Origin of the sequence: Micromonospora sp. NPDC005413 (assembly GCF_040606435.1) — a bacterium.
Taxonomy (GTDB): domain Bacteria; phylum Actinomycetota; class Actinomycetes; order Mycobacteriales; family Micromonosporaceae; genus Micromonospora.
Genome location: NZ_JBEXEV010000003.1, coordinates 342,348 through 361,061 on the forward strand (window position 1 = coordinate 342,348; position 18,714 = coordinate 361,061).

An 18,714-nucleotide genomic window follows, 5' to 3' on the forward strand; every position below is an offset into this window, starting at 1 on the left:
GGTGTGGCTACAGCTCCGTCACCCGCAGACGGGCGTCGGAGCGCGCGAGCCAGCCGGGAACAGTCAGGCCGGCCTCGTAGGCGAGGATCACCAACTGGGCTCGATCCCGAACCTGCGCCTTGGTCATGATACGGCTGACATGCGTCTTGGCGGTGGCCGGACTCAGCACCAGGCGTGCCGCGATCTCGTCATTCGACAGGCCTGCGGCGACAAGTGCCAGCACCTCACGCTCCCGCTCGGTGAGCACGCTCAGTCGCGGCCCGGGGTCCGGATGTCTGGCCCGAGCGGCGAATTCGGCGATCAACCGACGGGTGACCGACGGCGCGATCAGCGCGTCACCGCGGGCGACCACCCGCACTCCGTGGATCAACTCAGCCGGCTCGGTGTCCTTGACCAGGAACCCGCTCGCGCCGGCCCGCAGCGCGGCGTAGACATAGTCGTCCAGGTCGAACGTGGTCAGGATGATCACGCGGGCCTCGCAGCTCGCGACGATCTGCCCGGTGGCAGCGAGGCCGTCCAGCACGGGCATCCGGATGTCCATGAGGACGACATCCGGCCGCAGTTGCCCGGCGAGCCGCACCGCCTCGGCGCCATCGGCGGCCTCGCCGACCACCTCGATGCCGTCCTCCCCCTCCAAGATGGACCGGAAGCCCGCGCGTACCAGAGTCTGGTCGTCGACGAGCAGCAGCCGGATCACGCCGGCTCCCCCGCCTGCGCCGGGACGGGCCGCAACGGCAGTCGGGCGCAGACCCGGAAGCCGCCGTCCGGCTGTGCACCCGTTGTCAGCGAACCGCCGAGCGCCCGGGCTCGCTCGCGCATGCCGAGGATTCCGCTGCCGGGCGTCCCGGGTGTTCCGGTGCCGTCGTCCTCCACCTCCACCAGCACGTCGTCGTGGTCGGGCCGAACCCGGACCACCGCGGCGGTGGCGCCCGCGTGCCGGGCCACGTTGGTGAGCGCCTCCTGGACGATCCGGTACACCGCCAGGTCGACCTCGGGCGACAGCGACCGGGTTTCGGCGAGCTCGGTGCGGATCTTCAACTCAGACTGCCCGGCCGTCGCGATCAGATCGTCAAGACGGTCCAGGCCCGGCGCGGGCACGGTCGGCGCCTCGCCCTCCTGCCGCAGCACGCCCAGCGTCGTACGCAACTCACGCAGCGTCTCCTTGCTGGTCTGCTTGATCGCGGTGAGCGCCTGCTCGGACCGGGTGGGATCCGGCCGGTGCAATGCGGCACTGGCCTGCACGTTGATCAACGAGAGGTGGTGGCCAAGGACGTCGTGCAGCTCGCGGGCAATGCGCAATCGCTCCTCGGTGGCCCGTCGCCGAGCCTCCTCCTCGACCCGCTGCTCGGCGGCGACTGCCCGGGCCTGTGCTTCGGCAAGGTAGGCCCGACGGTTGCGGGTCACACCGACGATCACCGCGATGAGCCAACCGGCGTGTAACAGCGTCGCCCCGTTCATGGATTCCGGGGATCGGTTGTCGCTGTCCGCGACGGCGAAGGCGATCACCGAGGCGATACCGAGCCCGATGGCGACCCAGAGATATCCCTCGTCGACAACGGTGTAGAGCGCGACGACGAACACCAGCATGATCGGGCCGGGCTGGTGCAGCAACACCCCGTACGCGCCGACGGCAGCCAGCGCCACCACACCCACCGGCACGGGATGTCGGCGGCGGAAGCACAGCGCACCGGCGGAAGCCAGCACCGCCAGCAGCGCCGCCCATTCGGCGGCGGTGTCGATGCCACGCGACTGCACCACCAGGCCGACGAGGGCGACCAACCCGACGGCGAGCACCAGAGCCGTGTCCGCCGTCCGGCCACGCCACCGCGACCCTGACATACGCCGAAGCCTAACCCCAGATCCGTCGGATGCCCGTGCCATGATGCCGCTCACCTCAAGGCAAGGAGCATGGCGGCATGGCCACGGCGATTGTGCGGGATGAGACAGCGACCGGGAAAGCCATCGACCACTGGCCGTTGACCGGCCTGCCAGATCGCATCTCAGCTCGGGAGTTGGTCCGGTTGCGGGTACGCGAGGAGGTCGCGAGGTTCAACTCCCACCGGTCCGAGCACTTCCGCGGGCCGGTGCAGCCGACCGACACGGAGGCCACGTTGAACGGCTACCGGGTCGCCCGGGGCCGGCGGCTCGACTGGGAGCAGCAGGCGGACGCGGCCTGTGCCGCCTTCGCCCGCAACGGCTTCCTGCTGCTGGTCGGCAACCGCCAGATCGAGGACCTCGACGAGGAGATCGACCTCCTCGCCGACCCGGACGTGGCTTTCGTGCGACTCGTCCCGCTGGTAGGTGGCTGACATGGGTGACTGGACCGAACTCCTCCCCGGCCTGACCGATGCGGACCGACGAGACGTGGAGACCGGTCTTACCGAGGCCGATGCTCGGATCAGAGCTGTTCTGCACAGCGCGAGCACCTACCACTGGAGGTTTTCGGTAACCAACGTGCCGGAGTGGACCGCCGTCGGGTCGTGGCCGGCCGAGGAGCGCCGCAGCGCGGCGCTGGCCATGCACCGCGAGTCAGTGGCCAGTTCGGATCCTGGTGGGCTCAACGATGTGGTGCGGAGTCTGGCCGACGGGGACCTGCCCTGGACGCGGGCGGACCTCGTGTGGTGTCTGGAGGTGGTCGCGCGCGGAGACTTCTACGACCTCGGTGCTCACCTGGAGCTGCCGGCCGTGATCGCCGCACGCCTGGCGCCCACCGAGCTGGCCGGTCTGGTGCCGGCCCTCGACGCCCTCTTCAGCGAACTGACCAGCGGCTATTTCATCGCGGCGGAGCCTCGACGACGTGCCGTCGCACTGCTCGGCGCGGCCCTCGATCGCGCCACCGGTCGTCGTCTGCCGTCATGGCTGTTCCACCGTGGAGACGGGTTCGGGCCGCTCGTCCGTGCCGAGATGAGTGGCGTCCTCTCCGCGCCGGGCGTACCGGAGTTGTTGGCGCACTGCGCCTCGCTGGAAAAGCCGGCAGCACCGGTGAAATGGCAACGGCGCCTCGACGAGTTCCTCGCCACCGCGCCGGGCGGCGCTGAGGCCGTCCGGTCGGTCCTTGAAACATTCGCCGCGTACGGGCGGCGCCTGCACGACGACTCGGACCGCCTCCTGCGCGGGCTGGCGTGGGCGCTGTCGCGGCAGCCCGACGAGTCGGCGACTGACCTGTTGGCACGGGTCACCGCCGCTGCGGCGGCGGCACCGCCACAGGCGTCGGGCTTCCCCAATGCCCAACGCACGGCTGTCGCGGCGGTGCAACTGCTCGCGGGCCGGAGCGGCGAGGTGCCGGTGCGGACGCTGGCGAGGCTGGCCGTGACGGTCAAGAACAAGGCGGTGCAGAGCCGCGTCCAGACCGCACTGGCCCGCATCGGCGCGCTGCGCGGGTGGTCGCTCAGCGAGGTGATGGAACTCGCCATCGACGACCACGGGCTCAGCCCCGAGGGGCGACTCTGCACGCAGGTTGGGCCGTACGAGGCGACGGTCCACGTCACCGGCGAGAAGGCGCGACTGACCTTCGCTCGTGACGCTGCCCCGCTCAAGAGCGTCCCGAGCCAGGTCAAGCAGGCGTACGGCGACGAGCTCAAGCAGTTGCGTGACCTCGTCAAACGCGTTGGCGCGACGATGACCGCAGAGCGCCAGCGGGTGGAGGGGCTGCTGTCCGAGGAGCGCACCTGGTCGTACGCGGACTGGTCGTCGCGATACCTCGAACACCCGATCACCGGGACCTACGGGCGACGGCTGCTCTGGGAGACCAGCACCGACGGCCATCTCTGGTCCACGGGCCTGCCCCGACGGGACAACGACGGTTGGACGATTGTCGATCGGGACGGCCGGGTCATTGCCGGCGACCGGGTCAGGCTGTGGCATCCCGCCCGCGCGACAACGCACGAGGTCCTCGCGTGGCGTGAGCACGTGCTCGCCACTGCACTGACGCAACCGTTCAAACAGGCCTTCCGTGAGGTCTACCTGGTCACGCCCGCCGAGGAGGGGACACACCTCTACTCCAACCGGTTCGCCGCCCACATCCTGCGCTACCGCCAGGCGAACGCCCTCATGCGCACGCGGGGTTGGCAGACCGGCTACCTCGGCACCTGGGATGGTGGTTACGACAGCGAGGCCACCAAGCTCCTCGGAGGCGGTGCGTGGCGGGCGTCCTTCCACCACCAACTGGTCGACAACCCGGATCCGTCCACCTACGACGTCGAATACTGCTCCACGGACCAGGTGCGCTTCGCTCGGCGCGATGGCACCGACTGGCGGCCGGCGACGGCCGTCGACGTGCCACCGCTGGTCTTCAGTGAGGCCATGCGTGACGTGGACCTGTTCGTCGGCGTCACGTCGATCGCCACCGACCCACAGTGGGCCGATCGCGGCGAGGATCGGTTCCAGGCCTACTGGCACAGCACGGTCAGCGCGGCACTGGCCCCGTCAGCGGAGGTACGCCGGGACGCGCTGGCTCGGCTTCTACCGCGAACGAAAATCGCCGAGCGGGTGGATCTCTCCGACCGGTACCTGCACGTCCGTGGAAACATCCGCACCTATCGGATCCACCTCGGTTCGGGCACCATCATGATGGAGCCCAACGACGCCTACCTGTGCATCGTCCCGGCGCGCGACCGCACCGGCCGGCTCCACCTGCCGTTCGAGGACGACCCCATGCTGTCGACGATCCTGTCGAAGGCGATCCTGCTCGCCGCCGACGACACGATCACCGACACCACCGTGCTCCGGCAACTCGCCGGATGACCGAAGAGGCGCATGGTGATCATTCCTAGCGCAGTACGTCGAGGTGCGCTCTGAGTGCCGCTGCGATCTCGCCCGCCGCGAGGATCTGCTCGGGCGTGAGGGCGTCGACGAAGAGTTCACGAATGGCGCGCAGGTGCGGAACTGTGGCTCCCCGGAACTTTTCGGCTCCGGTCGTTGTGAGCAGCACCTCCGCCCCTCGGGGAACAGTTGCGCACTCCTGCCGGCGGATGAGGCCGCGCCGCTCCATTCGCCCCAGGTGGTGGGAGAGCCGGCTGCGTTCCCAACCGATGTGTGACGCGAGGTCGGAAGAACGCATCGCCTGGCCGTGCGCCTCACTGAGAGCAAGCAGTACGGCGTAGTCCCCCGTCGACAGCGAGGAGTCGCTCTGCAGGCGGGACTCGAGCCGGGAACCGAGCGCTGCCGTGGTCTCGATGAAGTCCCGCCAGATCCGTAGCTCCTCGGCGGTCGGGAGTTGGCGTCCTCCCCGCCGCCCGGGTGTGGCCTCCGTCATGTCATCTCCTGGAATTGACGTGTCAATCGCCAAGTTAACATCATTGACACGTCAACCGGTAGGTCCGCTCCCGTGGGTCAACGGCGCGGAGCACCGAGGAGGGAACGATGGCAGCGGCAGGCTTCGAGCTGGGGCTCAACCCCAGCGGTTCGCCGGCCACGTCGACCTCTACACCAAGGCCCTCGAACAATTCGGGCATAGCCTGCAGCCAATCGGGCAGCACTCACTCGGCCTTGTCGCAGACACCGACGAGGAGGCGGTGGAGACGTGGTGGCGGTACTGGGAGCCGGTCGTGGCGCGGCTCGCCGAGGAACGCGGCTTCTACAAACCGGACCGCCCGCGCCAAGAGGTCGAAAATCGCCCGCGGAGCACTCTTCGTCGGGTCACCCGAGACGGTGGCGCGGAAGATCGCCACGGTCGCCCGCGACCTGCGGCTGAGCCGCTTCGATCTGAAGTACGACATCATGCACCTGCCCCGCGAGGCACGCGCGCGCACCATCGAACTGCTGGGCAGTGAGGTCGCGCCGCGGGTCCGGGAGCTGTTGGCGAAGGAGCCCACCCATGTCTGATCTCTTGTTCGGCCTCGACACCTTCGGCGACGTGCCGGAGGACGATGCCGGCAAGCTCGTTTCCCACGCTGCGGCGATCCGGCAGGTCGTCGACGAGGCGGTGCTCGCCGACGAGCTCGGCGTCGACGTCATCGCCCTGGGCGAGCACCACCGGCCGGAGTACTCGGTGTCGACTCCGGAGACGGTGCTGGCCGGAATCGCCACCCGTACCTCGCGGATCCGCCTGGCCTCCGGGGTGACCGTGCTGAGTTCGGACGACCCGGTCCGGGTGTTCCAGCGCTTCGCCACGGTGGACGCGCTGTCGCACGGCCGGGCCGAGGTCATCCTCGGTCGCGGCTCGTTCACCGAGTCGTTCCCCCTCTTCGGCTACGACCTGCGCGACTACGACACGCTGTTCGAGGAGAAGATCGAGCTGTTCGTGAAGTTGCTGGACGAGAAGCCGGTCACCTGGAGCGGCACCCTGCGTGCCCCACTGGACAACGCCGACGTCTTCCCGAAGACAGAATCGGGGCACCTGAGCACCTGGGTCGGCGTGGGAGGCTCGCCGCAGTCGGTCGTGCGTACCGCCCAGTACGGGCTCCCGCTCATGCTCGCCATCATCGGCGGTGCTCCCGAACGCTTCGCGCCCTACATGGACCTCTATCGGAGGGCCGCCGAGCAGCTCGGCACGACCGCGCACCCGGTCGGGATGCACTCGCCAGGCTTCATCGCCGACACCGACGAGGAGGCCAAGGAGGTGTTCTGGCCGCACTACCGGGTCATGCGGAACCGGATTGGCGCACTGCGGGGTTGGCCGCCGATCCGCCGCCAGGAGTTCGACTCCGAGGTGGAGAACGGTTCCCTCTACATCGGCTCACCGGAGACCGTGGCCCGTCGGATGGCGCGCGCGATCCGCAGTCTCGGCGTCGGCAGGTTCGACCTCATCTACTCCGCCGGAGCGCAGCCGGTGAGCGCCCGGTTGCGGGCGGTGGAACTGTACGGCTCCAAGGTGGTCCCCATGGTCCGTGACATCCTCGCCAGCTGAACAACGCCAACGGACACCTTTAGCACCGGAAGGAAGTCATGAACGACAACGACCGGAGCCGGCCCCAGACCCTCGGTGTCCTCGGGGCCGGCAAGGTGGGCACGGTGCTCGCTCGGCTCGCCGTCGCCGCCGGCTATCGGGTGCTGGTCGCCGGATCCGGCGACCCGGCGAAGATCGCCCTCACCGTCGAGGTGCTCGCACCGGGAGCGGCAGCAGCCACCGCGGTTGACGCTGCCGCTGGCGCCGACATCGTCATCCTCGCCCTTCCGCTGGGCAAGTACCGCAGCCTTCCCGTCGAGGCGTTGCACGGCAAGCTCGTCGTCGACGCCATGAACTACTGGTGGGAGATCGACGGCATTCGCGATGACCTCACCGACCCGGGTACCTCGTCGAGCGAGATCGTCCAGGCGTTCCTGTCCGACTCCCACGTCGTCAAGGCGTTCAACCACATGGGCTACCACGATCTTGAGGACGAGGCGCGGCCAGCTGGAGCAGCCGGCCGCAAGGCCATCGCGATAGCTGGCGACGGTCCCGCTGATCTCACCGCGGTCGCGGCCCTCGTTGACGCGCTCGGCTTCGATCCGGTCGTCGCCGGCCCTCTCGCCGAGGGGGTACGGCTCGAACCGGGCAGCGAGCTGTTCGGGGCCAACGTGAGAGCTGACGAGGTGCGTGCCATGCTCGACCGCTTTTCTGAGTCGGAGCGTGGACGGATCATTGCCTCTGCCCGAGCCTCGACATCAGACGAAGCGGCATAGGCCAGGAGACGGCACGTCCACCTCGAACCCTGGCTCACCAACGATGATTTGGGCGATGATCGAGGGCCGGAGGCTGAGGGGGCAGGCGTGCGACAGATGTGGTGCAGACTGCGAACGGCGGAACGAGGCGTGCGATGACTGTTCGGGCCGGTGAGGCGTTCGAGACCCGTCGGGCCGTGTCCGACATCGAGTCGATGCTCGCCGCGGCTCTGCCCACACAGGGCGCGCCGGTCACCGAGGGGGATCCGACCACCGGGGAGTGGACCGGCACCCGGGGCGAGGGCTTTCGGATCACGCCACTCTGGGAGAGCGAAGACCTCACGGGCGTGTACGAGGCCGAATGGAACCGGGCGGAGGAAGCCGCTGAGGCGAACCTGGCCCTCGTCGTACGGGAGCTCGACCACCGGTGGGGCCCGCACCGGCAGGTCTCCATGCGCGTACCGCTCTTTCGGGACCAGGCCGGCCAACCCATGCCGACGCTGTTTCAATCGCTGTGCGACATGGACTGCTACGGCGACCTGACGGTCTGGGGGCCGACGGCGGCCGAAGGCCGGTGGATCGCGGTCTCGGTCAACCAGTGCGACGGCGACGCTCCAATGATCATGACGGCGGTCGTCAGCCACCTGCCGATCATCGAGCTGCCAGACTGACCCTCACCGTGGCGTGACCTGCGACAGGCCAGGCGTACACCGATGTCGCTTGCACTCTCGTCTGCCCGGCGGGCCGCGACCAGGGGCCGGCGGCGCCGCACGAGATGGCGCCGGTCTGGCGTGGCTCCTAAGGTTTGTGCATGTCGATCAGAGACCATGCGCTGGCCATCGAGGCGGCGGAAGCCGGAGCCACAGTCGTCCGCTCTCATTACGGATCATCGCTGACACGCTTCATGAAGATCGGGGACGACTTCGCCACCACCGCCGACGTCGAGGCGGAGAAGGCCATCCTCGACATCTTGCGCGCGGCGCGTCCGGACGACGTCATGTTGGGTGAGGAGAGCGGCCGTACGGGCTCCGGCGAGAACGGACGTATGTGGCTGGTCGATCCGTTGTGCGGAACGTTGAACTATGCCGTGCGGAGCATGCTGACCTCGGTCAACGTCGCTCTGCGAAGCGGGACACACGTGGACGTGGCCGCCTCGGCGGACCCGTTCACCAGTGAGGTGTTCTGGACCGACGGCACCGCCGCGTATGTCCGGCGTGGTGATACGGACGAACGACTTGCCCCGTCGGCCGAGTCGAGGCTGGTCGATGTCAATCTCGACCCGCCATTCCCCAACAAGGACGTCTTCCTGGCCGCCCGGATGCTCGCCGACGACGGCTTCATCGAGCAGTTCCGCCCACGGGTGGTCTCCACCACCCTGGCCGTGGCCTGGGTCGCTGCCGGCCGCCGCGCCGCCTACGTCACGGACGGCCACCGTCTCCGGGACAGCGTTCACTTCGCGGCCGGCATCACCCTCTGTCAGGCCGCCGGTTGTGTGGTCACCGGGATCGACGGCCGGCCGCTTGACGCTGGCGGGGACGGTCTTGTCGTGGCCGCGGACGAGCGGACGCATGCCGCCCTGCTGACTCTCATCCGGAATCAGCACGTCAGGAGGCAGTGAGCCGGCTTCGGATGCACAGCGGCCGGGACCGGGATACTGGCCGGTGTGACGACCAAGGCGCTGATCCTCGACTTCGACGGTCTGCTGATGGACACCGAGACGACGCTGCTGGAGAGCTGGCGCTGGGAGTGGCGGCGGCATGGGCTACTGCTCGATCCCACAGGTTTCTTCGCCGACCACGGCGGCGATGCGAACGAGGCGCGTTACACCGCGCTCGAAGCGGTGGTCGGGCCGGCCTACGAGCGCGCGTCCAGCCACGCGCTGCGAATGGCGTACCGAGCAGAACTGAACTCGGCGCTGAAGCCCGCACCCGGCATCCTCGGGTGGCTGGACCGGGCCGCAGAGCTGGGGCTGCGGCTCGCCGTGGCGAGCAGCTCCCCCATCACACACGTCGGCGCACTGCTGGATCAGGCAGGGCTACGGGCACGGTTCGAGGTGCTGGCAACCGGCGAGGAAGTGCCTGCGCACAAGCCGGATCCAGCCGTCTACCTGCTGGCGCTGGATCGACTCGGACTGCCTGCGGAGCAGGCGGTCGCGTTCGAGGACACCGCGCACGGCGTAGCGGCGGCACACGCCGCTGGGCTCCGCTGCGTGGCGGTACCGAACCCGCACGCGGACCACGGCCGCTTCACGGCCGCGGATCTCCTGCTGCCCAGTGCCGCGGACCTGTCCCTGGACGCACTCCTCGCCAGACTGGCTCCGCCCGCGAGCAGTTTGACTTGAAGTGCGGTTGAGGTTCTAGCGTCAGCGTGTGGATCAAGTCGCGCCCTCGCCGCGAGACTCTCCATGGACCGGATGACGAGCGGCTGGCCTGGCACGCACAGGAGTTCGTCACCTCATCATTGTTGTCGGAGGGATTCTGATGCACCTGCCACGCCTTCTCCGCCCGCGCACCGTCGTGAGCGCACACTGCGATCTCCCCTGCGGCGTCTACGACCCGGCGCAGGCCCGCATCGAGGCCGAGTCGATCAAGGCAATCTCCGAGAAGTACCAGGCCAGCGACGATCCGGAGTTCCGGACGCGATCGCTGATCATCAAGGAGCAGAGGGCCGAGCTGGTCAAGCACCACCTCTGGGTCCTGTGGACCGACTACTTCAAGGCACCGCACTTCGAGAAGTACCCGCAGCTACACGGACTCTTCAACGAGGCCACCAAGCTGGCCGGTGCCGGCGGCGCGAAGGGAGCCGCGGACCCGACCGTCGCGGAGCAGCTCCTCACGAAGATCGAGGAGATCTCGAAGATCTTCTGGGAGACCAAGCAGAGCTGATCCGCCGGAACCGGGTGGTGCTGCCACCCGGTTCGGTTCACCGCGTCCAGGAGGCCCGTATGGCGTCGCGCACCCACCTCATCGAAGAACTGATGAGCCGTTTCCCGCAGGTGCCGCGAGAGGCGGTCCTCAAGGAGGATCTGCTTCGCGGCGGACTGGCCTTCGACGACGCGGCGCTGACGGACAACGAGAACGGAAACATCAAGCCGAAGTCGTACTTCATCTTCTCCTTCGATCACCGGACGCTGCCGGAGCTGGGGACGGCCGCTCTGCGCCGGCCGCCGGAGGAGATCGTGCTCAGCGGGGGGCCGTACGAGCTGCGCCGCACCGTCGTCTCGGTCCGCACCAACCCCAGCTCGCCGTACCGGGTCCGAACCGACAGCGACGGACGGCTGCGCCTGTTCCTGGACGGACGGCCGGTCGCCGATGTCGGACTACCTCCGATGCCGGCGTACTACCGCGAGACGCTCGCCAACGGTAAGTCGGTGATGGAGGTCGCTCCGACAATTCAGTGGGGCTATCTCATCTACCTGACCGCGTTCCGGGTCTGCCAATACTTCGGCGCCAAAGAGGAATGCCAGTTCTGCGACATCAACCACAACTGGCGGCAGCACAAGCAGGCTGGCCGCCCCTACACCGGCGTGAAGCCCGTTGACGAGGTGCTGGAGGCTCTGGAGATCATCGACCGGCACGACACCGACCGGGCTTCACAGGCATACACCCTCACCGGTGGCAGCATCACCTCGCAGGTCGGAGGGCTGGCCGAGGCGGACTTCTACGGTCGGTACGCCCAGGCGATCGAGGAGCGGTTTCCGGGGCGGTGGATCGGCAAGGTCGTCGCCCAGGCGCTGCCCCGAGCCGACGTGCAACGATTCCACGACTACGGAATCCGCATCTACCACCCCAACTACGAGGTGTGGGACAAGCGGCTGTTCGATTTGTACTGCCCCGGCAAGGAGCGGTACGTCGGCAGGGAGGAATGGCACCGCCGCATCCTCGATTCTGCCGAGGTGTTCGGCCCACGCAACGTGATCCCGAACTTCGTGGCGGGCATCGAGATGGCCGCCCCGCACGGCTTCCGAACCGTGAGCGAGGCGATCGACTCCACCGCCGAAGGACTTCGATACTTCATGTCGAGAGGGATCACACCGCGGTTCACCACCTGGTGCCCGGAGCCCACCACGCCGCTCGGCCGGGCCAACCCCGAGGGAGCACCGCTCGAATACCACGTCCGGCTGCTCGAGGTCTACCGGGCAACCATGGACGCCCACGGCCTGTCCAGTCCACCCGGATACGGCCCGGCCGGACCCGGCCGGGCCGTCTTCTCGGTCAGCTCCTTCATGGACACGCTGCCAGCGGCACATTCGTGACGGGTACGCGGGCGCGGGGCGGGAGCGACAGGGTCACCGCTCCCGCCCCGCCGGCTGCTAGCTGGCGTACGTCTCGAACTCACCGACCCGCGGCGCACCGCCCGAGCTGTTGATCATGAAGGTGATCTTGCTCAGTGAGGTCGCGGAGAAGGTGATGGAACCCGCCCCGCTGCCGGAGGCCAGGACGCCCCCCGTGTCGTGGTTGATGAGCTGCCAGGACCCGATGGAGCCCTGGGTCCCCGACGGCTCGCGGATGATCACTCGGGACACCCGCGTGGCGGAACCCCACTTGATCGAAATGGAGCCGGTCGACCCGGCCGGCGACCAGTAGGTGCTGATGTTGCCGTCGCGCACGTTGCCGTAGCTTGTCCCGCTGGCCTTGCTGGAGCCATCGGCACCGGCACCGAGGCTGAGGTTGGTCCCGCTGGGCGGGGGCGGGGTGGTCGGAGGCGGCGTGGTGGGCGGAGGCGTGGTCGGAGGCGCCGTGGTCGGAGGAGGCGTGGTCGGCGCCGGGGTCTGCGGCGAGCAACTACCGTTCGACACCTTCAGACCCGTGTTGGCGCCCACCGTCTGACGAACGATGTCGGGCACGCAGCTCGCCCCGTCGAGGCTGTACGAATACGGGATGCTGACGGTGGTGTTGGACGTCGGGTTGGGGCCGGCGGGGTAGTTCTCGCTGCCGGCGCTGGACCAGGTCACGTTGTCGAAGACGTTGCCGCTGACCTGCCAGTAGCCACGCTCGTTGGTGTAGAAGGTACCCAGGACGTCCTTGGAGTTCCGGAAGTAGTTGTTCTCCACCTTGGCCTTCGCCCCTGCCCGCGAGTTGATGCCCGACTCGTGGAGGCTCACGTAGTGGTTGTTGTAGATGTGTGCCGTGCCACCGCGCAACAGCGGCGTCCGGGAGTCGATGTTCTCGTACAGGTTGTGGTGGTACGTGATGAAGCCGTTCGAGAGGTCGCTCTCGCTGGACCCGACGAGGCCGCCGCGACCGGAGTTGCGCAGGACGCTGTACGACAGGGTCACGTACTGGGTGTTGTCCTTCATGTCGAAGAGGCCGTCGTACCCCTCCGACTCCCCGCCTGAGGCCTCCAGGGTGACGTGATCGACCCAGACGTTGCGGACCGTGCTCTCCATGCCGATGGCGTCTCCACCGTTGGAGGTGGGCGAGCCCGACTTCTTGACGTTCCGGACGGTCACGTTCTGGATGATGATGTTGCTGGAGTCGCGGATGTGGATGCCGAGCTGGTCGAAGACGGCTCCGCTGCCGACCCCGATGATGGTGACGTTGCTGATCTGCTTGAGCTCGATCACGCCCGCTGCGGTGTTGCAGCTCGAACCCGACACCTTGCTGGTGTTGCCGTGGTTGATGGTTCCCGTGACCTCAATGGTGATCGGGGTGCTGCTACTGGCCCGACCGCACAGCGCCGCATGGATCGCCGTCCCCGTGGTGGCCCGTACCGTCTGCCCGCCCGCACCGCCGGTGGTCCCGCCGTTCTGGGTGGCGTAGCCGGTGGCGTTGCCGGCCGCCGCCGACGCCTGCGGGGTTGGCAGGGCCACCCCGATCGCGATCCCAACGGCTGCCGTGGCCAGCGCTGCCTGAAGTCGCAGCGCGACTGGTCGTCTCATCTCGTCTCACCTTCGCATTCGTTTGGTTTGTGCCGGTGCCTGCGGCGGTCGTCGTGACCGCCCACCTGTCGGTCGGAACCCTCTCGACCGGTTAGAAATTGACGGCAGTAAATCGAAGAAGCTTCATCGATATCCCCATCGCCCTGGCCACGGCAGGGAGTCGCCACGCAGACGGGTGCCCCCTGACGGCGTAGCTCGATACACGATCGCCCGGTTCAAGAATGAAACATCGATGTAACGCAATGGTAGGAAAGCGGTTTCCCTGAAGGCAAGGGCTAGCGCTTGCAGGTTTGTTGCAGTGCCCACGGGAGAGCCAGCGCACCGGCATGCCGTCTGATCGGCAGCGGCACCAACGTCGGGGCCTGGCTGACTCGCGGGGGCACCCGGAGGTCCAGCGGAAGCTGCGCAGGCGAAGGCTCCGGGTTGTTGCCAGGTCGGTCTTGACACGACCGGAACCGCCACCGATGCTCTGCTAAATCAGTTTAGCGACACTCTCGCCCCTCCCCAGAGATCGCTAGCTGAGCGCACCGTCCCGAGAAAGGACTCGCATGAGACTGCGAAAAGGACTGACTCCGCTCGTCGCCACCCTCGTTCTGGCTGGCGCCTCCGGCACGGCATACGGCAGCACGAACGGCAGCCGGGGCGCCGAGGACGGAATCCGCAGCATCACCCCGATCACCACCGTCTACACGTACGGTCAGAAGGTCTCCGCGGTGGCGATCGAGTACGGCGCGACGGTCAACCCCCGCACCCTCGACACCGCCACGTTCTCGGTGACCGACACCATCTACAACTTCCGATTCAACCCCATCGAGGACCTGCCGAAGCTCGCCGACCGGACCATCACACACACCTACACCAACGGCGTGCCGGGCACGCGTACCGACCATCGGTCGGCACCGGGCCGGTACGTCATCGTCGAGCTCGACCCCGCCGACACGGGCGGCTCGACGGTCATGGTCTCCAAGTGCCCGACCTTTCTCTGCACCGTGAAGGTCAATCCCGAGCTGCCGACCCAGGTGAAGCAACGCAAGGACGTACACGGGCAGCCCGGCCGTGGGTCCGGTAAGGGGCCCGTGCTCGCCAAGGCCACCCCTCGCGAGTCCCGTCCGGTCACCGAGAAGCCGGTCGACGAACTGGTCGACTCGTTCACCTACGGCTCGTTCCTGAGTGGCGGGATGGTGCTGCCGTACCACTACCACCTGCCGAAGAACTACCAGCCCGGCCGCAAGTACCCGCTCATGGTCGTTCTCCCCGGCCACGGAATGGGCTGGGACGGCGACAACCTCGGTGTCCAACTCGCCGCCGACATCCCGGCGACCGCATGGCTCCAACCACGCTGGACCGGCACCTCCGAGGACGTGATCGTCCTGGCGCCCCAGCACCAGCGTGTCGGTGGGGCCGCCGAGGCCGACCTGCTGATCAAGCTGCTCGACCAGTTCGTCGGCCAGTTCGCCGTGGACACCGACCGGGTGTACGCGACCACGGTGTCGTACGGCTCCCAACTGCTGTGGGCGGCGTTCGCCAAGCGGCCGGACCTGTTCGCCGGTGGGCTGGTGACCGGCGGCTTCCCGGTCAACGCCGCGCAGGCAACCGCCATCGCGGCGGCCGAGGTGCCGGTCTGGATCACGCACGGCGAGCACGACCACCTGCTGAACGTCTCAGGCGCACGCAACTCCTCGGCGATGTTGCGGCAGGCGTACGAGGCTCGGGGTAAGACCCCGGAGCAGGCCGCCGACCTCGTTCGCTACACCGAGTACGCCGACGGAGCGTTCTCGTTGCCGGACTACCACGCGGCGTTCGGGCCGACCTACGAGGACAGCAGCATCCTCCGCTGGCTGCTCAACCAGACGAAGCCCTGACGCCGCGGCACACGGTGTGGGGCCGGGCGACGCATCGCCACGATCCGCCGGCGCGATCTCATCGCGCTGGCGGGTCACCGGCGAGCGCACCCCCGACGAGCACGGACTCCTCGCCCTCCTGCCGGCCCTCCTGCCGGGCGCGGGCGAGCAGCCCGGCCAGCCGACGCCGGCGGTGCCGGGCCGCCGCCCGCAGGCCGATGAGCAGTACGGCGAGAAGACACAGCAACGCGAGCTGTGCCCACGGCATGAGCCAGGTGGTGACGGTGGCGGAGGCCGGCCGGAGATTCGCGCCGGCCTGGCCGTCGCCGAACAGGACCGGAGACGACAGACGGACCGTCCACAAGCGTGCCTGGTCGGAGGCGAGCCGAAGCGCGGTCTCCGACCACGGCAGGCTCCCCGGTATCGCCGGGGCGACACCGGAGAGCCGAACGCGGTGCGATCGACGACGGAGCCGGCCGCCTCAGGCGTCGAGGCAGGCGCCGACGGCGGCAGTGAGCCGGTTGGCGCGCTCGTCGCCCATTCCGCGCATCTGGTTGACCACGTAGCCGAACCCCACCTCGTGCTGCGCGTCAGCGAAGGCCAGGTTCCCGCCGGCGCCGTCGTGGCCGAAGCTGCGCTCACCCAGCATCGGCCGGGCCGGGGGCGAGTGCAGCAGGAAGCCGGTGCCCCAGCGTTGCCCGGTGTCCGGCGGGCCGTGTCGCTGCTGGCCCCGCGAACGGACGACGACCGCGTCGTCCACCGACCCGACCGCGAGCAGGGGCCCACCCTGAATGTCGGACACGCAGGCCGCGTAGAGGCGGGCCAGGCCGTCCGCTGTGCTCACCGCGCCCGCCCCGGGGACACCAGCGGCCCGGATGGCGGGGTCGTTGAAGCTGACCAGGCCGAACGAGTCGGCGGGAAAGGCGAAGGCCCCGCCCATGGTGATTCCTCGTTCGGCGACCGGGTCCACGAACGGGTCGGCGTCCGGAGGTGGCGCGAGGCCCCATGCGACAGTGTCGCTCTCGGCAGCCGGAAGCCCGAGCCAGGTGTGCAGGCCGAGCGGGTCCGCGACGGTGTCGCGGAAGAACGCGCCGGGTAGTTGGCCGGTGATACGGCGAATCACTTCACCGACCAGCCAGCCATAGGTCATGGGGTGGTAGCCGTGTGCGGTACCCGGCTGCCACAACGGTGCCTGCGCCTCGATCGATGTGATGACCGGGTCCCACGCCAGGACCTCGTCGAGGGTCAGAGGGCGGTCCAACGCGGGCAGGCCGGCCTGGTGCGTGAGCAGCCAGCGCACGGGGATGTGTGCCTTGCCGTGCTGCCCGAACTCGGGCCAGTAGCGCGTCACGGGAGCGTCGAGGTCGAGCCGGCCCTGCTGGACCAGCAGGTAGGCGCAGATCGCCAGGATCCCCTTGGTACAGGAGAAGACGACGACCGGCGTGTGCGCGTCCCAGGGCCGCCCGGTACGGGTGTCGGCCACCCCGCCGTACAGGTCGACGACCTTGCGGCCCCGTGCGTAGACGGTGACCGCGGCGCCGACCTCTCCCTGAGAGGTGAAGTTGTCGCGGAAGACGTCGGCGACGCGCCCGTAGCGTTCGTCGACGTCGCCGTGGATCTGCGGCTGCGTAACCACTGCCTACCCCTTCACTGATCCCTGGATCAGAGCCTTGATGAACTGTCGCTGGAAGATCAGGAACACGATCAGGGTGGGGGTGAGGATCAGCAGCGATCCGGCGCACAGCAGCACCAGATCGGTGCCCCACTGGCCCTGGAATGCGCCGAGCGCCCCCGCCATGGTGCGTTTGGTGGCGTCATCGACGAGGACGATGGCGAGGAGGAACTGGTTCCACGTCCAGAGGAACATCAGAATCGTCAGCGAGGCGATGGCCGGCCGGGCGAGAGGCACCTGGACCCGCCAGAACAGTTGCCAGGTGCTGCTGCCGTCCACCCGGGCCGCCTCGGACAGCTCGACCGGCACGTTGGTGAAATGCGCCCGCATCCAGAACACCGCGAACGGCATGTACAGGCCGATCAGCGGCAGGATGATGGCCCAGCGGGTGTTGAGCAGGCCGAAATCCTGCATCTGGTAATAGAGCGGGGTGACCACGGCCTCGAAGGGCAGGGTCAGACCGAGGAGGAGGAGGCCGAAGACGAGTCGGCCGCCGGGCACCCGCAGCTGGCCGAGCCCGAACCCGGCCATGGTGGCGATGAGCACGGACACCGGCACGACACCGGCCACGATGAGCAGGCTGGAGCGAAGCAGAGCACCCATGTTGGCGGCCGTGAAGGCGTCGGCGAAGTTTCCCCACTGTGGATCCGACGGCCAGGCCAAGCCGCTGGGCACGGTGCCGCGGGGCTGCAACGCCGCCGAGAGCATGCTCACGAACGGCAGCAGGGTGACGAGGATCAGTGCGATCAGGAAGACCCGGCCGGTCACCTGTTCACGTCGGCTCAGGTTCACGGCTTCTCCCCGCGGGTCAGTCGCTGGATCGGCAGCACACAGGCCAGCACCAACAGCATCAGGACGACAGCGAGCGCGGAGGCGAGCCCGACCTGACGCTGCGAGAAGGCCAGCCGATAGATCTCCAAACCAGGAACGGTGGTCTGGAGACCAGGACCGCCGCTGGTGGAGATGTAGACGATGTCGAAGCTGGCCAGCGCGGCGATGATCGTCACGGTGAGGCAGACCCCGATCTCCTGACGCAGGCTGGGCAGGGTCACGGCGAGGAACTCGCGGACCGGCCCGGCGCCGTCCAGGCGGGCGGCCTCGTAGAGCGCAGGATCGATCTTGCTCATGCCGGTGACCAGCAGGATCGTGCAGAGGCCGAGCAGGACCCAGGCGCCGATCACGCCCACGGCGGGCAGCGCCGTGTCGAAGTCGCCCAGCCAGGCGCGGGCAAGGCCGCCCAGCCCAACGGCGCGCAGCACCTGGTTGATCAGCCCGTTCGACGAGAGCAGCCAGCTCCACGCGATACCGGCCGCCACCAGAGGAATGACCTGTGGCAGGAAGAGGATCGTCCGGACGACGGTCCCGAACGCGCCGGTGGTGATCCGGCGAACCATGCTCGCCACCAGCAGCCCGAGGGCGACCGGGATGAAGCTGAAGAAGACGATCAGGATGACCGCGTTGCCGATGATTTTCAGCAGGTCGCTGTCGGTGAACACGGTGACGTAGTTGTCCAGTCCCGCCCAGCGGGCCACACCGATGCCGTTCCAGTCGTAGAGCGAGTACTGGACGGTCAGCGCGAGGGGGCGTAGGACGAACACCGCGTACATCACCAGCGCGGGCAGGACGTACAACCAGCCGGTCCCGGCCGCGCGGGCCATGGCGGACCTTCTCCCGGTACACCCCGGACGCGCTACGCCGTAGCCTGGCTCACCACCACGAAGTGGTGGCGGCTTTGGCCG

The 18,714-nt window shown here is 68.4% G+C and carries 19 protein-coding genes; 11 read left to right on the forward strand and 8 right to left on the reverse strand.

What is annotated here, in order from left to right; translation table 11 throughout:
- Positions 1–7: 7 nt before the first annotated feature.
- A complete protein-coding gene (locus ABZS37_RS07360) occupies positions 8–697 on the reverse strand; it encodes a response regulator transcription factor (protein ID WP_355166466.1) in 690 nt (229 codons plus the stop codon).
- A complete protein-coding gene (locus ABZS37_RS07365; protein ID WP_355166468.1) occupies positions 694–1,839 on the reverse strand; it encodes a sensor histidine kinase in 1,146 nt (381 codons plus the stop codon). The genes ABZS37_RS07360 and ABZS37_RS07365 overlap by 4 nt, the downstream gene beginning before the upstream one ends.
- 77 nt (positions 1,840–1,916) lie before the next feature.
- On the opposite strand from ABZS37_RS07365, the gene ABZS37_RS07370 reads away from it, so the two are divergent.
- Both ABZS37_RS07370 and ABZS37_RS07375 read left to right on the forward strand, forming a co-directional pair.
- A complete protein-coding gene (locus ABZS37_RS07370; RefSeq protein ID WP_355166470.1) occupies positions 1,917–2,309 on the forward strand; it encodes a hypothetical protein in 393 nt (130 codons plus the stop codon).
- 1 nt (position 2,310) lies between these two features.
- Positions 2,311–4,743 carry a DUF4132 domain-containing protein gene (locus tag ABZS37_RS07375; protein WP_355166472.1) on the forward strand — a complete coding sequence of 811 codons (2,433 nt, stop codon included), beginning with the start codon at positions 2,311–2,313 and terminating at the stop codon, positions 4,741–4,743.
- A gap of 25 nt (positions 4,744–4,768) precedes the next feature.
- Here the strand turns inward: ABZS37_RS07375 and ABZS37_RS07380 are convergent, their stop codons facing one another.
- Entirely contained in the window at positions 4,769–5,254 is a 486-nt protein-coding gene (locus tag ABZS37_RS07380) for a MarR family transcriptional regulator (protein ID WP_355166474.1), read from the reverse strand.
- Positions 5,255–5,649: 395 nt separating this feature from the next.
- Between ABZS37_RS07380 and ABZS37_RS07385 the strand changes: the two genes are divergently transcribed.
- The 8 genes from ABZS37_RS07385 (at position 5,650) to ABZS37_RS07420 (ending at position 11,836) form a co-directional block, all read left to right on the forward strand.
- Positions 5,650–5,823, forward strand: a complete 174-nt coding sequence (locus ABZS37_RS07385; RefSeq protein WP_355166476.1) for a hypothetical protein — start codon at positions 5,650–5,652, stop codon at positions 5,821–5,823.
- On the forward strand, positions 5,816–6,847 hold the full coding sequence (locus tag ABZS37_RS07390) for an LLM class flavin-dependent oxidoreductase (RefSeq protein ID WP_355166478.1): 1,032 nt from the start codon (positions 5,816–5,818) through the stop codon (positions 6,845–6,847). The genes ABZS37_RS07385 and ABZS37_RS07390 overlap by 8 nt, the downstream gene beginning before the upstream one ends.
- A gap of 38 nt (positions 6,848–6,885) precedes the next feature.
- Positions 6,886–7,602 (forward strand): NAD(P)-binding domain-containing protein, encoded by a 717-nt coding sequence (locus ABZS37_RS07395; RefSeq protein ID WP_355166480.1) that lies wholly within the window; start codon positions 6,886–6,888, stop codon positions 7,600–7,602.
- Positions 7,603–7,736: 134 nt separating this feature from the next.
- Positions 7,737–8,252 (forward strand): hypothetical protein, encoded by a 516-nt coding sequence (locus ABZS37_RS07400; protein ID WP_355166482.1) that lies wholly within the window; start codon positions 7,737–7,739, stop codon positions 8,250–8,252.
- Between the two features lie 140 nt (positions 8,253–8,392).
- Positions 8,393–9,199: an inositol monophosphatase family protein gene (locus tag ABZS37_RS07405; RefSeq protein ID WP_355166484.1), complete on the forward strand. Its 807-nt coding sequence runs from the start codon at positions 8,393–8,395 to the stop codon at positions 9,197–9,199.
- Positions 9,200–9,244: 45 nt separating this feature from the next.
- Positions 9,245–9,922, forward strand: coding sequence for an HAD-IA family hydrolase (locus tag ABZS37_RS07410; RefSeq protein WP_355166486.1), 678 nt, complete (start codon positions 9,245–9,247; stop codon positions 9,920–9,922).
- Positions 9,923–10,061: 139 nt separating this feature from the next.
- The gene (sodN, locus tag ABZS37_RS07415) at positions 10,062–10,466 is read left to right on the forward strand and encodes a superoxide dismutase, Ni (RefSeq protein ID WP_355166488.1); all 405 of its coding nucleotides are present in this window, start codon (positions 10,062–10,064) and stop codon (positions 10,464–10,466) included.
- Between the two features lie 59 nt (positions 10,467–10,525).
- Positions 10,526–11,836, forward strand: a complete 1,311-nt coding sequence (locus ABZS37_RS07420) for a radical SAM protein (protein WP_355166490.1) — start codon at positions 10,526–10,528, stop codon at positions 11,834–11,836.
- Between the two features lie 57 nt (positions 11,837–11,893).
- Here ABZS37_RS07420 and ABZS37_RS07425 read toward each other — a convergent pair whose 3' ends face one another.
- Positions 11,894–13,462 (reverse strand): polysaccharide lyase family 1 protein, encoded by a 1,569-nt coding sequence (locus ABZS37_RS07425; RefSeq protein ID WP_355166492.1) that lies wholly within the window; start codon positions 13,460–13,462, stop codon positions 11,894–11,896.
- A 548-nt stretch (positions 13,463–14,010) separates the two neighbouring features.
- Between ABZS37_RS07425 and ABZS37_RS07430 the strand changes: the two genes are divergently transcribed.
- Positions 14,011–15,324 carry a hypothetical protein gene (locus ABZS37_RS07430; RefSeq protein WP_355166494.1) on the forward strand — a complete coding sequence of 438 codons (1,314 nt, stop codon included), beginning with the start codon at positions 14,011–14,013 and terminating at the stop codon, positions 15,322–15,324.
- 58 nt (positions 15,325–15,382) lie between these two features.
- Here the strand turns inward: ABZS37_RS07430 and ABZS37_RS07435 are convergent, their stop codons facing one another.
- From ABZS37_RS07435 to ABZS37_RS07450, 4 genes are all read right to left on the reverse strand, one after another.
- Positions 15,383–15,667 carry a hypothetical protein gene (locus ABZS37_RS07435; RefSeq protein WP_355166496.1) on the reverse strand — a complete coding sequence of 95 codons (285 nt, stop codon included), beginning with the start codon at positions 15,665–15,667 and terminating at the stop codon, positions 15,383–15,385.
- Positions 15,668–15,784: 117 nt separating this feature from the next.
- Positions 15,785–16,939: a serine hydrolase domain-containing protein gene (locus ABZS37_RS07440; RefSeq protein WP_355166498.1), complete on the reverse strand. Its 1,155-nt coding sequence runs from the start codon at positions 16,937–16,939 to the stop codon at positions 15,785–15,787.
- 3 nt (positions 16,940–16,942) lie between these two features.
- The gene (locus ABZS37_RS07445; protein ID WP_272616810.1) at positions 16,943–17,767 is read right to left on the reverse strand and encodes a carbohydrate ABC transporter permease; all 825 of its coding nucleotides are present in this window, start codon (positions 17,765–17,767) and stop codon (positions 16,943–16,945) included.
- On the reverse strand, positions 17,764–18,633 hold the full coding sequence (locus ABZS37_RS07450; protein WP_355166500.1) for a sugar ABC transporter permease: 870 nt from the start codon (positions 18,631–18,633) through the stop codon (positions 17,764–17,766). The genes ABZS37_RS07445 and ABZS37_RS07450 overlap by 4 nt, the downstream gene beginning before the upstream one ends.
- Positions 18,634–18,714: the final 81 nt, after the last annotated feature.

Excerpts from the sequence above, each read along its gene's own strand:
- ABZS37_RS07420 (WP_355166490.1), top strand. The coding sequence starts at position 10,526 with ATGGCGTCGCGCACCCACCTCATCGAAGAACTGATGAGCCGTTTCCCG.
- ABZS37_RS07390 (WP_355166478.1), top strand. The coding sequence starts at position 5,816 with ATGTCTGATCTCTTGTTCGGCCTCGACACCTTCGGCGACGTGCCGGAG.
- ABZS37_RS07450 (WP_355166500.1), bottom strand. The coding sequence starts at position 18,633 with ATGGCCCGCGCGGCCGGGACCGGCTGGTTGTACGTCCTGCCCGCGCTG.
- ABZS37_RS07395 (WP_355166480.1), top strand. The coding sequence starts at position 6,886 with ATGAACGACAACGACCGGAGCCGGCCCCAGACCCTCGGTGTCCTCGGG.
- ABZS37_RS07370 (WP_355166470.1), top strand. The coding sequence starts at position 1,917 with ATGGCCACGGCGATTGTGCGGGATGAGACAGCGACCGGGAAAGCCATC.
- sodN (WP_355166488.1), top strand. The coding sequence starts at position 10,062 with ATGCACCTGCCACGCCTTCTCCGCCCGCGCACCGTCGTGAGCGCACAC.
- ABZS37_RS07425 (WP_355166492.1), bottom strand. The coding sequence starts at position 13,462 with ATGAGACGACCAGTCGCGCTGCGACTTCAGGCAGCGCTGGCCACGGCA.
- ABZS37_RS07375 (WP_355166472.1), top strand. The coding sequence starts at position 2,311 with ATGGGTGACTGGACCGAACTCCTCCCCGGCCTGACCGATGCGGACCGA.
- ABZS37_RS07365 (WP_355166468.1), bottom strand. The coding sequence starts at position 1,839 with ATGTCAGGGTCGCGGTGGCGTGGCCGGACGGCGGACACGGCTCTGGTG.
- ABZS37_RS07405 (WP_355166484.1), top strand. The coding sequence starts at position 8,393 with ATGTCGATCAGAGACCATGCGCTGGCCATCGAGGCGGCGGAAGCCGGA.
- ABZS37_RS07400 (WP_355166482.1), top strand. The coding sequence starts at position 7,737 with ATGACTGTTCGGGCCGGTGAGGCGTTCGAGACCCGTCGGGCCGTGTCC.
- ABZS37_RS07380 (WP_355166474.1), bottom strand. The coding sequence starts at position 5,254 with ATGACGGAGGCCACACCCGGGCGGCGGGGAGGACGCCAACTCCCGACC.
- ABZS37_RS07430 (WP_355166494.1), top strand. The coding sequence starts at position 14,011 with ATGAGACTGCGAAAAGGACTGACTCCGCTCGTCGCCACCCTCGTTCTG.